At 41.0% G+C, this 18,635-nt stretch carries 21 protein-coding genes and 1 tRNA gene; 1 reads left to right on the top strand and 21 read right to left on the bottom strand.

Annotated elements, in window-relative coordinates; translation table 11 throughout:
* Positions 1–200: 200 nt before the first annotated feature.
* The 15 genes from LCM09_RS15955 to LCM09_RS15885 all read right to left on the bottom strand — a co-directional run bounded on the left by LCM09_RS15955 (position 201) and on the right by LCM09_RS15885 (position 12,487).
* A tRNA-Lys gene (locus LCM09_RS15955) sits at positions 201–276 on the bottom strand.
* A 108-nt stretch (positions 277–384) separates the two neighbouring features.
* Positions 385–828, bottom strand: a complete 444-nt coding sequence (locus tag LCM09_RS15950) for a PilZ domain-containing protein (RefSeq protein WP_224883987.1) — start codon at positions 826–828, stop codon at positions 385–387.
* Between the two features lie 127 nt (positions 829–955).
* Positions 956–2,242, bottom strand: a complete 1,287-nt coding sequence (locus LCM09_RS15945) for an adenylosuccinate synthase (RefSeq protein ID WP_224884390.1) — start codon at positions 2,240–2,242, stop codon at positions 956–958.
* A gap of 206 nt (positions 2,243–2,448) precedes the next feature.
* Positions 2,449–3,810 carry a replicative DNA helicase gene (dnaB, locus tag LCM09_RS15940; protein WP_224883985.1) on the bottom strand — a complete coding sequence of 454 codons (1,362 nt, stop codon included), beginning with the start codon at positions 3,808–3,810 and terminating at the stop codon, positions 2,449–2,451.
* 47 nt (positions 3,811–3,857) lie between these two features.
* Complete coding sequence (gene rplI / locus LCM09_RS15935; protein ID WP_224883984.1) at positions 3,858–4,301, bottom strand: 50S ribosomal protein L9; 444 nt, start codon at positions 4,299–4,301, stop codon at positions 3,858–3,860.
* The gene (locus LCM09_RS15930) at positions 4,298–6,274 is read right to left on the bottom strand and encodes a DHH family phosphoesterase (RefSeq protein WP_224883982.1); all 1,977 of its coding nucleotides are present in this window, start codon (positions 6,272–6,274) and stop codon (positions 4,298–4,300) included. Before LCM09_RS15930 ends, rplI begins: the two co-directional genes overlap by 4 nt.
* A gap of 15 nt (positions 6,275–6,289) precedes the next feature.
* On the bottom strand, positions 6,290–7,216 hold the full coding sequence (locus LCM09_RS15925) for a YybS family protein (RefSeq protein WP_224883980.1): 927 nt from the start codon (positions 7,214–7,216) through the stop codon (positions 6,290–6,292).
* Between the two features lie 144 nt (positions 7,217–7,360).
* Positions 7,361–7,651 carry an HPr family phosphocarrier protein gene (locus tag LCM09_RS15920; RefSeq protein ID WP_224883978.1) on the bottom strand — a complete coding sequence of 97 codons (291 nt, stop codon included), beginning with the start codon at positions 7,649–7,651 and terminating at the stop codon, positions 7,361–7,363.
* Positions 7,652–7,787: 136 nt separating this feature from the next.
* On the bottom strand, positions 7,788–8,024 hold the full coding sequence (rpsR, locus tag LCM09_RS15915) for a 30S ribosomal protein S18 (protein WP_224883976.1): 237 nt from the start codon (positions 8,022–8,024) through the stop codon (positions 7,788–7,790).
* A gap of 63 nt (positions 8,025–8,087) precedes the next feature.
* Positions 8,088–8,588: a single-stranded DNA-binding protein gene (gene ssb / locus LCM09_RS15910; RefSeq protein WP_224883974.1), complete on the bottom strand. Its 501-nt coding sequence runs from the start codon at positions 8,586–8,588 to the stop codon at positions 8,088–8,090.
* Positions 8,589–8,614: 26 nt separating this feature from the next.
* Complete coding sequence (rpsF, locus tag LCM09_RS15905) at positions 8,615–8,911, bottom strand: 30S ribosomal protein S6 (protein ID WP_224883972.1); 297 nt, start codon at positions 8,909–8,911, stop codon at positions 8,615–8,617.
* 123 nt (positions 8,912–9,034) lie between these two features.
* Entirely contained in the window at positions 9,035–10,135 is a 1,101-nt protein-coding gene (gene ychF, locus LCM09_RS15900; protein WP_224883970.1) for a redox-regulated ATPase YchF, read from the bottom strand.
* 196 nt (positions 10,136–10,331) lie between these two features.
* Positions 10,332–10,529, bottom strand: a complete 198-nt coding sequence (locus LCM09_RS15895) for a DUF951 domain-containing protein (protein WP_224883968.1) — start codon at positions 10,527–10,529, stop codon at positions 10,332–10,334.
* Between the two features lie 15 nt (positions 10,530–10,544).
* The gene (locus LCM09_RS15890; RefSeq protein WP_224883966.1) at positions 10,545–11,429 is read right to left on the bottom strand and encodes a mechanosensitive ion channel family protein; all 885 of its coding nucleotides are present in this window, start codon (positions 11,427–11,429) and stop codon (positions 10,545–10,547) included.
* A 35-nt stretch (positions 11,430–11,464) separates the two neighbouring features.
* The gene (locus LCM09_RS15885) at positions 11,465–12,487 is read right to left on the bottom strand and encodes a YkvI family membrane protein (protein ID WP_224883964.1); all 1,023 of its coding nucleotides are present in this window, start codon (positions 12,485–12,487) and stop codon (positions 11,465–11,467) included.
* A gap of 124 nt (positions 12,488–12,611) precedes the next feature.
* Here LCM09_RS15885 and yyaC point away from each other — a divergent pair, with 124 nt between their 5' ends.
* Complete coding sequence (yyaC, locus tag LCM09_RS15880) at positions 12,612–13,250, top strand: spore protease YyaC (RefSeq protein WP_224883962.1); 639 nt, start codon at positions 12,612–12,614, stop codon at positions 13,248–13,250.
* 43 nt (positions 13,251–13,293) lie between these two features.
* On the opposite strand, the gene LCM09_RS15875 is transcribed toward yyaC, so the two are convergent.
* The 6 genes from LCM09_RS15875 to rsmG form a co-directional block, all read right to left on the bottom strand.
* Positions 13,294–13,998, bottom strand: a complete 705-nt coding sequence (locus LCM09_RS15875) for a DUF554 domain-containing protein (RefSeq protein ID WP_224883960.1) — start codon at positions 13,996–13,998, stop codon at positions 13,294–13,296.
* A gap of 11 nt (positions 13,999–14,009) precedes the next feature.
* On the bottom strand, positions 14,010–15,155 hold the full coding sequence (locus LCM09_RS15870) for an aminotransferase class V-fold PLP-dependent enzyme (RefSeq protein ID WP_224883959.1): 1,146 nt from the start codon (positions 15,153–15,155) through the stop codon (positions 14,010–14,012).
* 67 nt (positions 15,156–15,222) lie between these two features.
* A complete protein-coding gene (locus tag LCM09_RS15865) occupies positions 15,223–16,068 on the bottom strand; it encodes a ParB/RepB/Spo0J family partition protein (protein WP_224883957.1) in 846 nt (281 codons plus the stop codon).
* A complete protein-coding gene (locus LCM09_RS15860) occupies positions 16,061–16,822 on the bottom strand; it encodes a ParA family protein (protein ID WP_224883956.1) in 762 nt (253 codons plus the stop codon). The genes LCM09_RS15865 and LCM09_RS15860 overlap by 8 nt, the downstream gene beginning before the upstream one ends.
* 127 nt (positions 16,823–16,949) lie before the next feature.
* A complete protein-coding gene (noc, locus tag LCM09_RS15855) occupies positions 16,950–17,789 on the bottom strand; it encodes a nucleoid occlusion protein (protein ID WP_224883954.1) in 840 nt (279 codons plus the stop codon).
* Positions 17,790–17,905: 116 nt separating this feature from the next.
* Positions 17,906–18,619 (bottom strand): 16S rRNA (guanine(527)-N(7))-methyltransferase RsmG, encoded by a 714-nt coding sequence (rsmG, locus tag LCM09_RS15850; RefSeq protein ID WP_224883952.1) that lies wholly within the window; start codon positions 18,617–18,619, stop codon positions 17,906–17,908.
* Between the last annotated feature and the right edge of the window lie 16 nt (positions 18,620–18,635).

Genomic DNA, 18,635 nt, shown 5'->3' with positions numbered 1-18,635 from the left:
TGAATGAAAATGGTGCTGCACCTGCTTCTATATGCAGTGCTGTGTTTCTTCCTCTACAAGGTTATGCTACGATGCGTATCCGTCCAAACAACTCGATGTTGGTTCATGGAAGTAACGCTCGTTGCTCCACCCCGCGACGGTATAAAATTGATCGTGTTAACTTTCTTTTCAGCAATTTATGTATCTCTGCGGAAAGAAAATGGTGAGCCATGAAGGATTCGAACCTTCGACCCTCTGATTAAAAGTCAGATGCTCTACCAACTGAGCTAATGGCTCATTAAAGTGTTCTTTAATGACGACAAGATTTATCTTATCATTGCTTTTTGAAAAAAGCAAGGATTCTTCAAATAAAAATAATAAATGAGAAGATAACAGGTAGAACTGTTACCTTGTCTCACCTTTTTGTCGTAGCTTTTCTTTCATCATTTGGCGAATTTCTTGTTTTCGCTTATGACGCTTAATAGCAAAGCGATTCACTTCCTGGAAGACAAGGGAGTATTGTTTTTCGGTTTTGAGATAGAATTTTACTCCGTAACTAAAACTAGCCCTGGTATTAGGATCCTCTGGGTTGTTTGCCTTTAGCCATAGGACTTCACCAGTTACTCGAAATAACGTCTCGTTTAATTTTAATTCAAATTCTAAGTCCGTATGCTTTGTTAACTCAGGATCAGTAGAGAAGCCAATACCTTCAAGACCGATGTCATGTATATAAATTTTATGATTACATTCTTTACTATCAGGTTTGTCACCCGCTTCTATTACTCTCATTTTAGCTGCAAGAGGAACAGAGAGTTGATGACGAAAGACTTGCCTTTTATCCCGATTCATTAAGCCCACCTCATAAAATATAGGAAATTCTAACAGTATTAATCTTATCATATAAAGACGATTCACGCTGATTTTTTATGGTAAGATACACCAAAAAAAGCTGGCAGTCATCACTGCCAGCTTCTTGTTATGCAAATACGCCACGAACCATATTTGTTTGTTTACGATCTGGTCCAACAGAGAAAACAGACAACGGAATACCAGTAAGCTGAGATACACGTTCAATATAGTGTCGAGCGTTTGGAGGAAGTTCTCCTAAATCTTTCACACCTGTAATATCTTCAGTCCAACCAGGCATTTCTTCGTATACTGGTTCACATTCTGCAAGTACTTTTAGGCTTGCAGGAAATTCCTCGATCACTTCACCTTTGTACTTGTATGCAGTACAAATCTTGAGGTTCTCAATACCAGTCAAAACGTCGATCGAGTTAAGAGATAGATCCGTGATGCCACTAACTCGACGAGCATGACGCACAACTACGCTGTCAAACCAACCTACACGGCGAGGGCGTCCTGTAGTAGTCCCATACTCGTTACCTACTTCACGGATTTTGTCTCCAATTTCATCATGAAGTTCAGTTGGGAAAGGTCCGTCGCCAACACGAGTTGTGTAAGCTTTCGAAACTCCTACAACGTGGTTAATCTTACTAGGCCCTACACCAGAACCGATTGCTACGCCGCCTGCAATTGGGTTAGATGACGTTACATACGGATAAGTCCCCTGGTCGATATCAAGCATTACTCCTTGAGCACCTTCAAATAAAACGCGGCGCCCTTCATCAATAGCATCGTTTAAGACTACTGATGTATCCACAACGTATTTTTTAATCTGTTGCCCATATTCATAGTATTCCTCGAGAATATCTTCTTTCTTGAACCCTTCTGCTTCATACATACGCTCAAGAAGACGGTTCTTATCTGCAAGGTTACGCTCTAGCTTCTCTTCAAACACTTCTTTATCGAGAAGGTCGCAGATACGGATTCCGACACGTGCGGCTTTATCCATGTATGCAGGTCCTATCCCTTTTTTAGTCGTACCAATTTTATTAGCACCTTTAGATTCTTCTTCAACTGCATCTAATCGTAAGTGATACGGAAGAATGACGTGTGCACGATTACTAATGCGAAGGTTATCAGTACTCACGTTACGTTCGTGTAAGTATGCAAGTTCTTCTACGATTGCCTTCGGATCAATAACCATTCCATTTCCAATCACACAAATTTTATCATCATAAAAAATACCTGATGGAATCAAGTGAAGCTTGTATTTGGTATCGTTGAATACAATTGTATGTCCAGCATTGTTACCGCCCTGATAACGAGCAACAACTTCTGCATTTTCAGAAAGGTAATCGGTAATCTTTCCTTTACCTTCATCGCCCCACTGCGTTCCTACGACTACTACTGATGGCATTTCAGCACCTCCAGATGCTTCATTCGAATTCGCTCGTTGAAGCATGCTCTTTTTAAAAAACCCAGAGTAAGTGTACCAATTCATCTTAATTAAGTCAACAAAACCGAACGATTTACTCATGGAGCCTTTTTATGTTCGTTATTAGGGTTAATTTACCCATTTTTCATCACATACATGCAAAAGAAAAAGCCCCAAATTGGGACTTTTTACGCACCGGGAGGAATGTCACTCTCATCGTGACGTCTCTCGAGGTTTACGAATTTATTATATTCTTTCACGAAAGCAAGCTCTACCGTGCCTACTGGTCCGTTACGCTGCTTCGCAATGATGATTTCAATGATGTTCTTATTCTCTGATTCTTTATCGTAATAATCGTCTCGATATAAGAATGCAACGATATCCGCATCCTGCTCGATACTTCCTGATTCACGTATATCAGACATCATCGGCCGTTTATCCTGTCTGGATTCTACCCCACGTGAAAGCTGAGATAGCGAAATTAAAGGAACTTCAAGTTCCCTCGCAATTCCTTTAAGTGAACGGGAGATCTCGGATACTTCCTGCTGACGGTTTTCAGTAGAGCCGTCCCCTCTGATTAACTGCATGTAGTCGATCAAAATCATGCCGAGCCCTTTTTCTTGCTTTAAACGTCTACATTTCGCTCGAATATCTCCGACCCTGATACCAGGCGTATCGTCGATATAGATACCTGCATTTGATAAACTCCCCATAGCCATCGTAAGCTTCTGCCAGTCATCTCCTGTTAGTGCACCAGTACGGAGGCGTTGTGCATCAATATTTCCTTCTGCACAAAGCATACGCATAACAAGTTGTTCTGCACCCATCTCAAGACTGAAGATCGCTACATTCTCGTCTGTTTTCGTTGCGACGTTCTGAGCGATATTCAGGGCGAAAGCAGTCTTACCTACAGAAGGACGTGCAGCTACGATGATCAAATCATTTCGCTGGAAGCCTGCCGTCATACGATCAAGTTCTGAGAACCCTGTAGGAATACCTGTAATATCTCCTGTGTTGTTCTGAAGCATTTCGATATTATCGTATGCATCGACTAGAACGTCTTTGATAGAGATAAAAGCACCTGTGTTCTTTCGCTGCGATACTTCCATGATTGATTTTTCCGCTTCAGACAAGAGGTTCTCTATTTTGTTCTCTTTTGCATAGCCGTCTGAAGCGATATCGGTTGCAGCCCGAATCAAACGTCTTAGTATCGATTTCTCTTCTACAATCTTTGAATAGTATTCAACGTTTGCAGCAGTAGGTACCGAATTAGCTAGGTCACTTAAATACGAAACTCCGCCAATTTCCTCAAGGAGCGAGCGATCTTGAAGTTCAGATGTCACCGTTACTAGATCGACAGGTTCACCTTTTTCGGAAAGCTCGATCATGACAGAGAAGATCTTTTGATGCGCTGCACGATAAAAGTCCTCTGGTTGGAGAACTTCAGTCGCGGTAGTTAGCGCATCTGTCTCTAAAAACACCGCCCCTATAACGGCCTGTTCTGCTTCTATATTTTGAGGTGGCGTACGATCAGCAAATAAATCACTCATGTTGTTTTCCCCCTGAGCATTTCGCTTTTTCCACCCGTTAACACCTATTATTGCTCAACGACATGTACTTTAACTTTTGCTGTCACATCTTGATGCAATTTAATGGGTACATTTGTGTAACCAAGTGAACGGATTGGTTCATCAAGTTCGATCTTTCTTTTATCGACTTTAATGTCATGGTTCTTAAGCTCTTCAGCAATGTTCTTGCTTGTAATCGACCCGAATAGGCGGCCGTCTTCACCAGATTTTGTTGAGATTTCCACCTCAAGGCTTTCGATCGTTCCTTTAAGTGCCTTCGCTTTCTCTAATTCTTCTTGCGCTTTCTTTTCATCGCTGCGCTGTTTTGCTTTCAGTTGCTTCATATTTGCATTATTTGCTTCCACAGCAAGATTATTCTTTAGAAGGTGATTCCGAGCATACCCGTCTGCTACATTCTTAACTTCACCCTTTTTACCTTTACCTTTTACATCTTCTAAGAAAATTACTTTCATGACTCTTCGTCTCCCCCTTCTAGATAGTCATCTATGACTTCTTTAAGCATACTTTCTGCTTCTTCTATTGTATTTACGTCTAGTTGTGTGGCTGCATTCGTTAGATGCCCTCCGCCTTCTAGACCTTCCATAATGATTTGTACGTTCACATCGCCAAGAGATCTTGCGCTAATGCTGATCTTCCCATCGTCTCGCTTTGAAATAACAAAGGAAGCAATAACACCACTCATCGATAGCAGGGTGTCTGCAGCCTGGGCAATCATAACTTGGTCATACGTCTTATCGTTTTCACCTAGAGCGATCGCAATGCCGTTACGATAGATATTGGCATTCTCTATAATACGGGCTCTACGAATATACTGTGCAATATCCTCGCGAAGGAATTCTTGTACAAGAACTGTATCGGCACCATGCGCTCTTAAGTAAGAAGCTGCATCAAACGTTCTTGAGCCGGTTCTAAGCGTGAAACTCTTTGTATCTACGATGATACCTGCTAACAATGCTGTCGCTTCTAAGATGTCCATCTTAAGACGCTTAGGCTGATATTCGAAGAGCTCAGTCACAAGTTCAGCTGTGGATGACGCATATGGCTCCATATAAACAAGAACCGGATCTTCTATGAACTCTTCTCCACGTCTATGATGGTCGATCACCACAACACGATCAATCTTTTGAAGGAGCTTTTCTTCCATTACTAATGACGGTTTATGAGTATCGACAACAACTAGAAGTGTGTTCGAAGTAGCTTTCTCAAGGGCTTCTTCTGGGTCTCTAAAACGAGCCCATAGTTGCTCATTTTGCTCGATCTCTTCAATTAACCTCGATACACCACTAGTCTTTTGATTTTGATCGAAGACGATGTTTCCTTCTTTACCATTCGCCTGAGCTACTTTCAGAATACCGATGGATGCACCGATCGAATCCATATCAGGATTTTTGTGACCCATTATAATAACTTGATCGCTATCTAATACAAGCTCGCGAAGAGCGTGAGAAATAACACGCGCTCTAACCCTTGTTCGTTTCTCGATCGGATTCGTTTTACCGCCATAGAATTTAACCTTACCGCTGGTTTGCTTAATCGCTACCTGATCACCACCTCGACCAAGTGCTAAGTCTAGACTAGACTGTGCAAGCTGTCCGAGCTCTGTAAGGGTACTATGACCACTACCGATTCCTATACTCAACGTGATATGAATGTTTTCTTTAGACGTCACGTCACGGACTTCATCAAGAATGGAAAACTTATTCTTTTCAAGTTCTTGAAGGATTTTTTGGTTGAGTACTGCAAAGAACTTTTCTGAAGAACTTCGTTTAAGAAATACGCCATGTTCATCTGCCCATTTATTCAAGATAGACGTAACAGCACTATTCAAATTACTACGTACCTGATCTCCTAATCCTTGCGTTACCTCTTCATAGTTATCGAGGTATATAATACCTACAACCGTTTTTTCTTCATTGTATCTTCGCTTAATATCAATCTTCTCAGTCACATCAAAGAAATACAGAAGGCGCTCTTCCTGTTTGAAGTATGTCTTATACATACGCTCATTAATGGTCAAGATTTCATCCTCAGCTTCTGATTTCAAAAATGGAATGATCTTCTCAGAAATCTCGTTTAACGAAAGCCCTATCAGTGGTTCTTGCTTCGTTACTGTTGGCATATAAGGATTCGTCCATTCGATGTGATAATCCTCATCATACAACAATATACCGATTGGCATCTCCATTAATGCTTCATCGCCCACTTTTTTTACCCGATGTGAAAGAGTGGAGACATAGTCGCGTAGATCATCCTGAAAATTCGACTCAGCTCGTATAGCTGTATAAATAAGGAGCGTTGTGACGAGCACGCTTCCAATTCCAATTATCCAGTTGTAATAAGTAATAATGCCGATAAAAAGGATGGAAATGACGAACAAGGCTACCACATGATAACCATGCCACCGTTTCGTTAAAAACTTTGGCATATTTTCAGCTCCTACCTATGATTTCATTCTCCTTCGCAGTTCAAAACCTAAATCAATTATTCCAATGATAACAACAAGCGACGTTAGTGCGAAGCCAAGAAATGTTAAAAGTATCGGCACAGCGATTGGCCAACCTTTCTTATGGCTATAAAAGTATATAACTGCTAGTCCTTGCACAAATATCAACGCATTCAATACTGAATAGACATTAATAGAAGCTACATAAGCAGCAGAACCTTCTTCTAAACCGACCATCATTAGAATGGTAACAACTAAATAATACCATAAAAAACTCTTAGGAAATGCCCATTCTCGAATCGGTTTAAACACTGGAGGTTGAAATCCGCCTACCCTCTTTAGGACAGGAATAGAAATGAGCTGCGAGATCAAGGCCATCGTGACTCCCAAAATAACAAGCACTGTAGGAACCAGATATCGGATAACCTCAATTTGTTCAAACATTAGATCGAACTGTTTAGTATCTTGCCCCAATGCATCGGTAATTGATTCGGCTTGCGAGATGGACTGATTTAACATCGTGATCGCCACATCGACCGGGTTCTCACCTATCAGTACGATACTTCCGATAAAGAGGAATAACATGGTGATAACATAGCTGATTCCACTACCAATCAAAACAGCCAAGGCGGACTTACGTTTGGCATAAAGATATCCTGCTGTTAATCCTCCAACTCCGAACGGAAAGGAAGCGACAACGGATGGAAATCCGGCAATAATTAAACCAAGAACAGTTGCAACTCCCCACATAATAAATCCGCTTCCGATGCCATTTCGAACAACCATTAGTATGAACGGAATAGGTAAGACCCAAAAAGTAATGGACCCTAGAATTGGTACGAACGTTGTGATCAAAAATAATACAGCAAAAACGGCTGCCAGGGCAGCACCTTCCACTAATTGCTTTACGGTTTGATTTTTCAAGTTTTTTGACCTACCTTATGTCTAATAAAAAACGGGTCGAAATCCCCTTACTATATTGTAAGAATTTCTGCCCGTAACAGCAAATTTTTCATTTATAAATAAACTAACATATAAAAAAGGCTGTTTCCACAACAGCCTGATCAACTACATGAAAGATAGTGGTTGGTCTGTAGCACTCTGTTCACTTTCTAGCAACTCACTCAGCGTCTCGGTTGCATTTTCTGCATCTGGACCTTCTGCAATCAATAGGATCGTATCAGCCTCACTTACCATCAAATTAAACGCAATGACGCTAGTAAGACTTTTACCATTTATGCTATGTCCATCATGATAAAGTGTAATATGGCTGTCGAATGACTTTGCTTGTTTCACAAAAGAGATGAGCGCATTCATACTATGCTGTTTATGTACTGTTAGTTTAGTGGTTTTCATCATCGTGAGATAGTTCCTCCTTACAGTCGATTGTAAGGAATATATACCTTTTTCTGTATAATGTTAAACCACTTTGCTTTTTCCAATATAAAGAAAAAAGACAGCAAGATCAAATCCTGCTGTCCCTTCCTTTATCAACTTACTCTCCTACAACGTAAGGGAGTAGTGCCATTTGACGAGCACGTTTAACCGCACGAGTCAATTGACGCTGATATTTTGCGCTAGTACCTGTCACACGACGTGGAAGAATCTTTCCACGCTCAGATACGAAACGCTTAAGAAGATCTGTATCTTTATAGTCGATGTAAGTGATTTTGTTTACTGTGAAGAAACAAACCTTTTTACGACGACCTCTACGTCCACCTGGTCTTGCCATGGTTAGTACCTCCTTTGCTTTTAAATTTGGTTTCTCTGTTTTCACCGCTCGAAACAGAGATTATTAGAACGGCAAGTCATCATCCGATATATCAATCGGCTTGCCATCGCTCGCAAACGGATCATCTCCAAAATTGGATTGGTCGCGATTGTTATTGCGATCTTGGTTCTGATTTCCGTAACCGCCGCTATCTCTGTTTGGAGAGCCGCCACCGTAGTTGCCGCCTCCGCCGCCTTGGCTTGCGCCTTTAGGCTCGAGAAATTGGACACTTTCAGCCATTACTTCTGTCACAAACACACGCTGTCCCTGGCTATTATCATAAGAACGAGTTTGAACTCGTCCATCTACACCAGCAAGGCTGCCTTTTTTCAAGAAATTGGCTGCGTTTTCTGCCTGTCTGCGCCATACAACAATGTTGATGAAATCTGCTTCACGGTCTCCCTGTTGGTTAGTAAACGGGCGATTCACTGCAAGAGTGAAGTTCGCAACCGCTACGCCGCTAGGGGTATAACGCAATTCAGGGTCTTTTGTTAAACGCCCAACTAATACGACGCGATTCAGCATCAGAACCCCTCCTATTTATAAAACAATTACTTTTTAGCTTCTTCAAGGTTAAGCGTCATGAAACGAAGAACATCGTCGTTGATTTTCATCAAACGGCTGAATTCATCAATCGCTTCAGTGTTACTGTTAATGTCAAGTACAATGTAGATCCCGCTGTTGAAATCGTTGATTTCATAAGCAAGACGCTTTTTGCCCATTTGCTTGACTTCATTAATTTCCGCACCATTGTCAGTTAGGATTCCGTTGAAACGCTCAACAAGAGCTTTCTGTGCATCCTCTTCGATGTTTGGACGGATAATGTACATAATTTCGTAGTTACGCATTCCGTTCACCTCCTTTTGGTCTAACGGCTCTTATAAATAAGAGCAAGGAGTAAGTATACAAAGATAATTACTCACAGCTTTAGATTATATCAAAATGCACCTACTTTAGCAAGGTGTTATTCATTATACGTTGAAACGGAAGTGAATAACGTCTCCATCTTTCACGAGATATTCTTTTCCTTCTAAACGTACTTTTCCTTTTTCTTTCGCTGCTGCCATCGTTCCTGCTTCGACTAGATCATCATACGCAACGATTTCAGCTCTGATAAAACCACGTTCGAAATCAGTATGAATGATACCAGCTGCTTGAGGAGCTTTCATACCAAGACGGAATGTCCAAGCACGAACTTCTTGCTCACCTGCAGTAAAGTAAGTAGCGAGCCCAAGTAAATCGTATGATGCTCTGATAAGCTTGTTAAGACCTGGTTCAGCGATTCCGATATCTTCTAGAAACGCATCCTTCTCTTCACCTTCAAGCTCAGCGAGTTCAGATTCGATCTTTGCACAAACAACAATCACTTCTGCGCCTTCTTTTGCAGCATATTCACGCACTTTTGCAACATATTCGTTATCTGCTGGATCTAGCAAATCATCTTCATCAACGTTTGCCACATATAGTACAGGCTTTTTCGTAAGAAGGTGTAGACCATATACGATCTTCTCTTCTTCTTCTGTTAGTTCAACACTACGAGCTGATCTTTCATCTTCTAGTGCTTCTTTAATCTTTTTCAATACGTTATATTCAGCTAGGGCATCCTTGTCTTTCTGTTTCGCCATCTTTTCAACACGGCCAATACGCTTATCAACACTTTCCAAATCAGCAAGGACGAGCTCAAGGTTAATTGTTTCGATATCAGAAATAGGATCGACTTTACCTGATACGTGAGTGATGTTCTCGTCATCGAAACAACGAACAACTTGAGAAATTGCGTCTACTTGACGAATATGTGAAAGGAACTTGTTCCCAAGACCTTCACCCTTACTTGCGCCTTTAACAATTCCTGCAATATCAGTAAATTCAAAAGCAGTAGGGATGGTTTTCTTAGGTTTAACAAGCTCAGTTAGCTTTTGAAGACGCTCGTCTGGAACTTCAACGATACCCACGTTAGGGTCTATCGTACAGAATGGGTAGTTAGCAGATTCTGCTCCTGCTTGTGTGATTGCATTAAATAAAGTTGACTTCCCTACGTTCGGAAGTCCTACAATACCGGTGGTTAAAGCCATCTCGGTCACTCCTTCAATAAATCAGCCGTATATAGGCATCTATTTTTATAACAGTTAACAGCTTACAAAAGCTGTCTTTAATATTACTTTTCAACGAATAAACTAGAGACATACCTTTTCCAATTATAGAGATTGAAAGGGGAAAATACAAGCTTCGTCAACTGCTTCGCACAAAAAAAGACCGTCTCATCAACGGTCAAGAATCAGCACGCTCTAGTACTTTTTTTATTTTTCTAGTAAATTCTCTACGAGGTAGCATCACACTGTGATTACAGCCGAGACATTTAATCCGAATATCTGCACCCATGCGAATAATTTTCCATTTGTTTTCACCACATGGATGGGGTTTTTTCATTTCGACTACATCGTTCAGCTCAAATTCTTTCTCATTCACAATGCTCCATCCCTTCTATACTTTTTCCTGGACCTCTGCTTGTTCATCCCGCTGATACATAACGAGACGAGGGAACGGTATTTCGATTCCTCTTTCGTCAAGACGCTGCTTGACTGCTTTACGTACTTCTCTTCCTATACCCCAGTGTTCCATAGGTCTCGTTTCAGAAATGATCCGAAGAACGACTTCTGAAGCGCCTAATGTCTGTACACCCAAGTACTCAGGCTTAACGATCATCGCTTCGAACTGATCATATAGCTCGTCCAACAATTCGATAATGATTCCCTCTGCTTCTTGAATCTGCTCTTCATAAGCAATACTAACATCAACTACTGCGATACTATTATGAATAGAAAAGTTTGTAACCTGGTTTATGTTTCCATTCGGGATGATATGGAGTTCTCCTGTCCAACTCTTAATCTTTGTAACTCGGAGACCAATTTCTTCTACGAACCCTTCAATTCCAGTGATGCGAACATAATCACCAACAGAAAATTGCTTCTCAAAAATAATAAAGAACCCTGTGATGACGTCTCGAACGAGGTTTTGAGCCCCGAAACCTACTGCAAGGCCTACAACACCAGCACCTGCAATCAGTGTTCGAACATCAACCTCAAATTCGCTCAAAATCATGACGAGTGCTATAAAGTAAGTTACGTACGTTAAGACATTCTCAATCAAGCGAATGAGGGTTGTTTCTCTTCGCTCTGACAATCGGAGTGGGCTTTTCAAACGAATGGCAAAGATGTGATTCAAAGCTGTTTTGGCTAAACGAAGAAACACCCATGTTCCAACTAGAATGGCGAGAATTCTAAAGATTCTTCCTGAGATGTCGATCCATAATTCGCGATCGGCTAAAAACTCGTAAACCTGGAGCCACAGTACTTCTACCGCACCCATACCTCATCTCTCCCGTTCCAAAATTAATCCTACTGTTATGATAACAAATCATAACGCTTCAGAACCGGAAAAATCAAGATAGAAGCCAAAATATAAAGGTTAAGTACGCCGTAGAGAGGGTATAAAAAAGCAACTAATGCTGAAAATCCGAACGTTGTAAAAGGAATCATGACAGTTACGGTAATACATGCGATGATCCAAAGAGGCAGATTGACCAAATCACGGAATCGTGCAGTAAGACCAAAAACCCCGCTGACAGCTGTTGTATAGATCGCTGTCCATAATAAGAATGACATGATCAAAACCATATAGTAAGGATAGTTTTTTAGAATAGCAAACAACGGAATTTCATAAACAAGTAAATCATGCGCCACCTGTATTAATGATTGATTGTATAGAAATGATAGTCCTCCGAGTATTAATCCGCTTCCTATACTTGCTATCCAAATTTCGCCTTTGTGTTTAATCTGGTGACCAATAGCTGAAAGAACGGCTACGAGAGGTAATATATTCAGAGCTGTGAAGGTGAATGCTGCTGGCCAATTCGATTGCTTCATCCAATCGAACATCATCGCATTCATATTTGATTTTATAAATAGTAGAAGGACTGCTAACAGCAAAATGATGAGTAGAGGTAGGATGATCGCATTCATGGAAAGCATGCCATTTATATCCCAAAAGAATAAGACGACGACTAGGACGGCAAGGATTCCAATACCTAGCCAATAAGGGAAATGCAACACTTCCATTGTAGCACCACCGCCTGCAAGCATGACGATCGTAGTGGTGAACAAATATAGGATGATTAATAGATCGTAAAGCCCAGTGAGTTTCTTTCCTACTAATCGTTCGAGTATCGGTAAATAATGTGATGATTGTGTTTCAAAGCTAATTTTCATGATGACATAGCAACAGATACTGAACATGACTGTAAACAGAGCGATAGCTAGGACACTTTCATGACCAAAAAACTGCCAAAGCTCTCTTCCAGAAGCATACCCCGCTCCGATCATCGTACCAAGTATGAGGAACATCCATTTCATCCCACCGTTTAACATGGCATTCCCTCCTTTGCCAGTTCTTCAACTTTATTTCATTTATGTAGAAGAAAAACTAAGCTTTATGTATAGATCACCTTAACTTTCCGTATACTGTTACTACTATTACAAAGGAGAGAATCCTATGAATCTTCGAGACAAGTTTTTTCAAAAAAAGCCTGTAGCATATCGAATCCATCATGAGGATGCTCTTGCCATAAAAACGACTGGGGAAAAGATTACGAATATGCTCCCTAGAAAACGAGCCGAGGAGATTGTAATCGTTTGTATCGGTACGGACCGCTCTACAGGAGATGCGCTTGGCCCTCTCGTAGGAAGCAAGCTGAGTAAGCTTAATTTACATGCTTCTGTATATGGTACGCTAGAGTCTCCAGTACATGCTGTAAATTTAAACGACGTGATGACAACAATCGAGAAGACTCATCACAATCCTTTTGTGATCGGAATTGACGCTTGCCTTGGCCGTCTTCATTCAGTCGGTATCATTACGGTTGGAGATGGGCCAGTGAAACCAGGAGCTGGCGTGAAGAAAGAACTTCCAGAGGTAGGTCATATCCATTTAACAGGGATCGTAAATGTGAGTGGGTTTATGGAATACTTTGTTCTACAGAACACACGCTTAAATCTTGTCATGAAAATGGCCGATATTATGGCTGAGAGTCTCAACGGTGCAATAGGAACTTATTACTCTTCGACAGAGCAGGAAAGTAAAGTGAATAAGCAAATCAAATCATGGAGCGATGACCTTTTTCAAATACCATAAAAAAACCCCTTTTCTCGGAACGCTAGTCCGGAAAAGGGGGTTTTTATTGAATGTAATAAAGGGACGTGACGAGTGACACTGCCACAAGTAAGCCCGGAAGGAAATTGGCTACTCGAATTTGCGTTAATCCTAATAGGTTCAATCCGATAGCTAGGATCATAATGCCACCTGCAGACGTTACTTCTGCAATGAATGCATCAAGCAACGCTTGAGGGACAAAGCGGTCGATTTGAGATGCAAAGAGAGCAATAAATCCCTGGTAGATCATGACGGGGAATGCAGAAAACAGCACACCATACCCAAGGGTAGCCGTGAACATGATTGCCGTGAAGCCATCTATCAGTGATTTGGTGAAAAGCACAGAGTGATCATCACGAAGCCCACTGTCTAACGCTCCAAGGATCGCCATCGCTCCAACGACATAAACAAGCGTCGCCGTTACAAAAGCTTGTGCAACACTTCCTTCAGACGCAGCCCCTGTTTTTATTTCGATCCAGCGACCTAAGCTTTTAAGCTTCCCTTCAAGGTCCCAGTACTCTCCAAGAATTCCCCCGACTACTAAACTACCGATCACTACAAGAAATTGTTCACTCTTCATAGCCATTTGAAGCCCGATTACAGCAACAACAAGTGCTAATCCCTGCATGATCGTCGTTTTCATTCGTTCTGGTATTCTTCTACTAAACGTTCCGATCAATGTTCCTAGTATGATTGCAAGACCATTAACTACTGTACCTAATAGGACCATCTTACCTCTCCTTAGCCAAAATAACCTTCTACAATTTCTTCAATCGCTTTTAAAGCTTGTTCGATTTCTTCTTCTGTATTGTAAGGACCTACACTGATCCTTACAGCGCCACTTTCAGATGTTCCAATCGACTCATGGCCGATTGGAGTGCAATGAAGTCCTGCACGTACAGCAATATTATAGTGCTGGTCCAAAATAATCGCAATTTCTTGACCGTCGATTCCTTCAATTGTAAATGGAACAACACCAAGACGATTCGTTTGTGGACCATAGATTGTTACATAATCGATGGCACGTAATCCTTCGATGAGTTTTTGGGTTAGTTGCAGTTCATGACTATAGATAGAGTCGAGTCCTAATTTCTTTACAGTTTCAAGTCCAGCCAGAAGTCCTGCAATCCCCGGCGTATTTAATGTGCCGCTTTCTAGGAATTCAGGGTAAACTGCTGGTTGTTGGGTGGACTCTGATCGACTGCCAGTCCCCCCTTGAAAAATCGGGTCTAATTCTACCCCTTTTCCTACCATAAGAACCCCTGTTCCTTGAGGACCAAGCAATCCTTTATGACCGGGAAATGCGAGCAGATCAATATTCATTTCCTCTAAGTTAATCGGTAGTACACCTGCAGTTTGCGCAGCATCTACGAGAAATGCGATCCCACTTTCCTTTGCAAGCTTTCCAATTTCATCGATTGGGGTGATTTTGCCTGTTAAATTCGAGCCATGTGAGACAACAATCATTTTTGTATGGGGTGTGATTGCCCTTTCGAATGCATCCATATCAAAGTTCTCACCTACTCCAGGATCAAAGTAGGTAATCTTAATCCCCGTCTTCTCTTTTAGATTCTCAAGAGGACGACGTACAGAGTTATGTTCATAAGATGTCGTCAACACGTGGTCCCCGCTTTGAAAACGAAACCCTTTTAGCGCCTGGTTAAGCGCAGACGTTGCATTGGATGTAAAGCAGACGCGATTTGGATACGAAAAACCAAAAAAGTCAGCAAGCTGTTCTCTTGCTTGACTGATCACCTCATTCGCTTTCACAGACATCCTATGCCCGCTTCGCCCTGGATTTGCAGCGTATTCTGTTAGCGCCTTTGTCATAGCTTCTACCACTTCTGGCGGTTTTGGAAATGACGTTGCTGCTTGATCGAGATACATAACACAAACACCTCCGCTTTTTCACCTATAATAAAAGCATAAACTGCTCTTCAGTTTATGCTGACTGCTATTGCTCACCTTTTTCTAGTACATCAAGAATGCGATCTAAATCATCCTGTGAGAAGAATTCGATTTCGATTTTGCCTTTTTTCTTCGTTCTTTTAATTGAAACGGACGTTCCGAACCGTTCTCTAAGCACATTTTCCTTGTCTTTTAAGAAAGGATCTGGCTTCTCATCCTTTGTTGTTTCACGTGGAACGTTATTATTCATCCCATTGATAAGATGTTCAAGCTGTCTGACATTTAGCTTTTCATCGATTACTCGTTCCGCTAATGCTTTTCTCGCTTCTTTCTTTTTTAAGCCTAATAGAGCTCTGCCATGCCCCATCGTTATCTTACCTTCTGCTATATAATCCTGTACTTCAGGAGAAAGTTGGAGCAACCGAAGAAAGTTCGCTAGATGAGGTCTGCTTTTACCAAGACGCTTCGATAGTTCTTCTTGTGTAACGTCTGTTTCTTCCATTAATTTCTGATAAGCCAATGCCTCTTCGATTGGGTTCAAATTCTCTCTTTGTAGGTTTTCAATCAAGGCAATTTCCATCATTTTTCGATCTGTAAGGTCTCGCACAACGGCCGGGATTGTTTTCAGCCCCGCTTCTTTTGATGCGCGATAGCGTCGTTCCCCTACAACAATTTCATACCCTTTTATGCTTTTTCTCACGATCACAGGCTGAAGAACCCCGTATGTTTGAATAGAGGAACTCAATTCTTCGATCGCTTCCGCATTAAACTTTTTTCTTGGTTGGTAGGGGTTAGGACGCAGTTCGTTCAAAGGAATATCTTTAACCGTTTCATCTTCCTTTTGGGAAGGAAAAAATGCATTGATCCCTTTGCCTAATCCACGATTAGTCATTACCTAACACTTCCTTTGCAAGTTCTAAATAAACTTCCGCTCCTCTAGATTTAGAATCATACGCTATAATCGGTTTGCCATGGCTTGGCGCTTCTCCTAATCGAACATTTCTTGGAACGATCGCTTTATAGACTTTCTCTTGGAAGTACTTCTTCACTTCTTCAATAACTTGAATTCCTAAGTTTGTTCTAGCATCTAACATAGTAAGTAGAACACCTTCAATTTTCAAATCAGTGTTTAAGTGTTTTTGTACGAGTCGAACAGTATTTAATAGCTGACTTAACCCTTCCAACGCGTAATATTCACATTGGACTGGGATAAGAACTGCATTAGCCGCTGTTAGAGAATTGATTGTAAGTAAACCTAGTGATGGAGGACAATCTATTATAATATAATCATAGTTTTTTTCAACTTTCGCCAACGCTCTTTTTAAGCGAACTTCTCTTGATATAGTAGGTACGAGTTCAATTTCTGCTCCAGCTAGCTGAATTGTTGAAGGAATAACGTGTAGATTTTCAATCGAGGTCTGCTGCATAATATCGATGGCATCTTTATCATCCACTAGTATATTGTACACACAGTGATCGATCGCACCCTTCTCAACACCAACACCACTTGTTGCATTACCCTGTGGATCGATATCTACGAGAAGCACCTTTTTACCAAGTGAAGCTAGACATGCGCTTAAATTAACAGAGGTCGTCGTTTTACCAACTCCGCCTTTTTGATTCGCAACAGCAATAATATTAGCCAATGTTTCACCTACTCCTTAGAACGACATTTCTACCTCATATTTTATCATGATTAGAATATTTTGGATGTTGTTTTGACAAATAAAAACACCTTACCCAAACTAAAAACTCATCCTGCTCGGATGAGTTTTACTTCTTTTTCGGAATGCGAATTGTAAACTGGTAATATTCTTCGTGCTCTTCTTCATCGGTATCGATCGATAAACCACTTTCCGTAACCATATCAAGAGATTGGCGAATGGTGTTCACAGCAAGACGCATGTCTTTACTAAAGGACTTCTTTGTCGGCTTTGGCTTTGGAGTGGTGCCTTCAAGCATCCGCACGACTCGTTCCTCCGTTTGTTTAACGTTCCATTGCTTCTCGATCACCTCTTCAAGTACCTTCACTTGATTCTCGGGATTCTTTAGGGGGATCAATGCTCTCGCATGTCTTTCAGTAATTTGTTTATTTAAAAGCGCTTGCTGAATAGGTTCCGGCAGTTTCAATAACCGAAGCTTATTAGCAATTGTTGATTGTCCTTTTCCAAGTCGTTGCGCGAGGCTTTCTTGAGTTAAATTATGAAGCTCTAGCAGCTGAGAGTAAGCCATTGCTTCTTCAATTGCCGTTAACTCTTCCCTCTGTAAGTTCTCTATTAAAGCGATCGAAGCTGTTTGAGAATCATTAAATTCTTTAACGATTGCAGGAATTCGCTCCCACCCGAGCTTTTTCACTGCTCTCCAGCGGCGTTCTCCGGCAATAATTTCATATTTGCCTTCACGTTCTCGCACCACAATTGGCTGGATAATGCCATGTGTTTTAATAGTCTGAGATAGTTCAGCGATTTTTTCATCTATAAAAATTGTTCGAGGTTGGAAACGATTCGGAATAATTTCTTCAACGAGGATGTGCTTTACTTCGTCCTGGTCAGATTCCATCGCCTCATTTTTTTCTTCGTTCAATCCGAAAAGACGTGAAAACGTATGTTTCATCGCCCAACACCACCTTTAATCGACTCCTTAACTGATTCGTTACCCTGAACTAAAAATCCTTCTAGACATAGCGTTCCACGTGAAACACTTTTCCGTTCAAATGCAGACCATTTCTATTATAAAGGATTTTTGTTGGGTGTGCCTGGCTTTCTTGGATATTTTTTTGGTGTCGATTTGATTTTTTTAATAGTGACGATATTCCGCTCGCTTTCTTCGATAGGCAGAGAAAGCTTGTCGATCTTTTCTATTTTACCACCAAGTAAGGTTATGGCTTGTTTGCCAGCTTTAAGTTCTTCTTCAACATTTGGTCCTTTTAGTGCAACAAAATACCCTTCTGGTTTCACTAGCGGTAAACACAACTCACCAAGAACAGACATCCGTGCTACAGCTCGTGCTGTGACAACATCATACTGTTCGCGATACGTTTTGTTCTTTCCAAATAGTTCAGCGCGATCATGACAAAAAGAAACACCTTTCAGGTTCAATTCTGATGCTAAGTGTTCTAGAAATCCAATTCGTTTATTAAGTGAATCGACGATTGTGACGCGTAGGTGAGGGAAGCAAATTTTTATTGGTAAACTTGGAAACCCTGCCCCTGCTCCTACATCGCAAATATGTAAATCAGATGAAAAATCAAATGAAAATGCTGCCATAATAGAGTCGAAAAAATGCTTTTCATACACTTCTTCTTTATCAGTTATGGCAGTTAAGTTCATTTTTTCGTTCCATTCGACCAAAGTATCATAATATGTTTGAAATTGTTGAAGTTGCTCTGAAGAAAGGGAAATCCCTTTCTCCTCCAGCAACTCCATGAATTGTTTTTCGTTCATGGCTACCTCACTTTAT

It is taken from the genome of Guptibacillus algicola (assembly GCF_020171805.1).
Classification (GTDB): Bacteria; Bacillota; Bacilli; order Bacillales; family Guptibacillaceae; genus Guptibacillus; species Guptibacillus algicola.
This window is presented reverse-complemented; position numbering and strand designations above follow the sequence as displayed.

Excerpts from the sequence above, each read along its gene's own strand:
- LCM09_RS15950 (WP_224883987.1), bottom strand. The coding sequence starts at position 828 with ATGAATCGGGATAAAAGGCAAGTCTTTCGTCATCAACTCTCTGTTCCT.
- LCM09_RS15945 (WP_224884390.1), bottom strand. The coding sequence starts at position 2,242 with ATGCCATCAGTAGTAGTCGTAGGAACGCAGTGGGGCGATGAAGGTAAA.
- dnaB (WP_224883985.1), bottom strand. The coding sequence starts at position 3,810 with ATGAGTGATTTATTTGCTGATCGTACGCCACCTCAAAATATAGAAGCA.
- rplI (WP_224883984.1), bottom strand. The coding sequence starts at position 4,301 with ATGAAAGTAATTTTCTTAGAAGATGTAAAAGGTAAAGGTAAAAAGGGT.
- LCM09_RS15930 (WP_224883982.1), bottom strand. The coding sequence starts at position 6,274 with ATGCCAAAGTTTTTAACGAAACGGTGGCATGGTTATCATGTGGTAGCC.
- LCM09_RS15920 (WP_224883978.1), bottom strand. The coding sequence starts at position 7,651 with ATGATGAAAACCACTAAACTAACAGTACATAAACAGCATAGTATGAAT.
- rpsR (WP_224883976.1), bottom strand. The coding sequence starts at position 8,024 with ATGGCAAGACCAGGTGGACGTAGAGGTCGTCGTAAAAAGGTTTGTTTC.
- ssb (WP_224883974.1), bottom strand. The coding sequence starts at position 8,588 with ATGCTGAATCGCGTCGTATTAGTTGGGCGTTTAACAAAAGACCCTGAA.
- rpsF (WP_224883972.1), bottom strand. The coding sequence starts at position 8,911 with ATGCGTAACTACGAAATTATGTACATTATCCGTCCAAACATCGAAGAG.
- ychF (WP_224883970.1), bottom strand. The coding sequence starts at position 10,135 with ATGGCTTTAACCACCGGTATTGTAGGACTTCCGAACGTAGGGAAGTCA.
- LCM09_RS15890 (WP_224883966.1), bottom strand. The coding sequence starts at position 11,429 with ATGGGTGCGGTAGAAGTACTGTGGCTCCAGGTTTACGAGTTTTTAGCC.
- LCM09_RS15885 (WP_224883964.1), bottom strand. The coding sequence starts at position 12,487 with ATGTTAAACGGTGGGATGAAATGGATGTTCCTCATACTTGGTACGATG.
- yyaC (WP_224883962.1), top strand. The coding sequence starts at position 12,612 with ATGAATCTTCGAGACAAGTTTTTTCAAAAAAAGCCTGTAGCATATCGA.
- LCM09_RS15875 (WP_224883960.1), bottom strand. The coding sequence starts at position 13,998 with ATGGTCCTATTAGGTACAGTAGTTAATGGTCTTGCAATCATACTAGGA.
- LCM09_RS15870 (WP_224883959.1), bottom strand. The coding sequence starts at position 15,155 with ATGTATCTCGATCAAGCAGCAACGTCATTTCCAAAACCGCCAGAAGTG.
- LCM09_RS15865 (WP_224883957.1), bottom strand. The coding sequence starts at position 16,068 with ATGACTAATCGTGGATTAGGCAAAGGGATCAATGCATTTTTTCCTTCC.
- noc (WP_224883954.1), bottom strand. The coding sequence starts at position 17,789 with ATGAAACATACGTTTTCACGTCTTTTCGGATTGAACGAAGAAAAAAAT.
- rsmG (WP_224883952.1), bottom strand. The coding sequence starts at position 18,619 with ATGAACGAAAAACAATTCATGGAGTTGCTGGAGGAGAAAGGGATTTCC.